The organism is Embleya sp. NPDC001921 (assembly GCF_053594475.1).
Genome location: NZ_JBSFEO010000157.1, coordinates 1 through 1,713 on the forward strand (window position 1 = coordinate 1; position 1,713 = coordinate 1,713).

The following is a 1,713-nucleotide window of genomic DNA, read 5'->3' on the forward strand; positions in this document are numbered from 1 at the left end:
CCGAGGAGCTGTGTCGCCGGCTTGGACGGCCGACCCATTGGGGGGCGAGCGCGGCAAGTTGAAGGTGGCGGGGGCGGGGGTGGATCGGCGTACCTGTGTCGCGGCCGTTGGGAGCGGACGTGTGCCGGGGCGCGGGGGTGAGCAGGTCGGGTCGGCGGAATCGCGGGGGCTTGGGCCGACAAACCAGGGTCAAGGGATGACGCGCCGAGGGGTGGGGGGTGAGCTCGGGTCATGAGGACTACTGGGGTGGTTCTGGGGGTCATGCTGTGGCGAACTCCGCCATTCCGGTGGCGAAGTCGGTTTCGGCTCGCCAGCCGAGTTCGGATTCCAGACGGGCCGCGGAGGCGGTGATGTGGCGGACGTCGCCGAGGCGGTATTCGGCGGTGGTGATCGGGGTGGGGCCGGCGTGGGCCCTGGAGAGTGCGGCGGCCATCTCGCCCACCGTGTGGGGGACGCCCGTGGCCACGTTGTAGGCGCGCAGGCCGTGACCGGAGCGCTCCAGGGCGGCCAGGTTGGCGGTGGCGACGTCGCGGACGTGTACGAAGTCGCGGCGTTGGCCGCCGTCTTCGTACACCCTCGGCGGCATACCGGCGCGCAGCATGGAGCGGAAGATCGCGGCGACGCCGGCGTACGGGGTGTCCAGCGGCATCCTCGGGCCGTAGACGTTGTGGTAACGCAGCGCGGTGGCGACGCCGCCGGTGGCCCGGGCCCAGGCGCCGGCCAGGTGCTCCTGGGCGAGCTTGGTCGCGGCGTACACGTTGCGCGGGTCGGGCGCGGCCTCCTCGCAGATCCGGCCGGGAGTGACCGCGCGCCCGCAGGTCGGGCACGGCGGCTCGAAGCGGCCGGCCATCAGATCCTCGACCGGCCGCGGGCCCGGCATCACCTCGCCGTGCTCGACGCAATGACCCAGGCCCTCGCCGTAGACCACCATCGAACTCGCCAACACCAGGCGACCGATCCCCGCCCGCGCCATCGCGGCGAGCAACACCGCGGTGCCCAGGTCGTTGCAACCGACATAGTCCGGCGCGTCGTTCAGGTCCAGCCCCAATCCGACCTTGGCAGCCTGATGGCACACCGCGTCCACGCCCACCAACGCCCGATCGACCACCGCCGGATCGCGCACGTCCCCCCGCACCGCGTCCACGCCCTCGACCTCCACCACATCGAGCACCCGCACGTCATGCCCCGACTCGGCCAGACACTCGACCACGTGTGCTCCGATGAACCCGGCGCCGCCGGTAACCAGGATTCGCATACCGCCAACGCTAGACACGCAGGCACCCCCGAAAACCCCAAACCACACCAACGTCACCCGTTCGTAAGACGGACCCACCCACCCCACGACGCACACTCCCTCCGGCACCCCGCCCCACCCTGCGGATCCACCACTCCCCACCCCACGCCCCGGGCCCACCACCTGCCCGCGGCAGCGACACGGGCGCCCCGATCCGCCACCCCCGCGACCCCACCACCTTCAACTCGCCGCGCTCGCACCCCCGATGGCTCGGCCGTCCAAGCCGGCGACACAGCTCCTCGGCCCGCCACCCCGCGCCCCCGCCCACTCGCCCCGTCATCCCTGCGACCCTGGTTTGTCGGCCCAAGCCCCCGCGATTCCGCCGACCAGACCTGCTCACCCCCGCGCCCCGGCACACGTCCGCTCCCAACGGCCGCGACACAGGTACGCCGATCCACCCCCGCCCCCGCCACCTTCGA

Annotated in this window: 1 protein-coding gene; it reads right to left on the reverse strand. The window is 72.6% G+C overall.

The annotated features are described in order from the left end of the window. Positions 1-259: 259 nt before the first annotated feature. Positions 260-1,255 carry an NAD-dependent epimerase/dehydratase family protein gene (locus tag ACWCPW_RS51955; protein WP_449768681.1) on the reverse strand — a complete coding sequence of 332 codons (996 nt, stop codon included), beginning with the start codon at positions 1,253-1,255 and terminating at the stop codon, positions 260-262. Between the last annotated feature and the right edge of the window lie 458 nt (positions 1,256-1,713).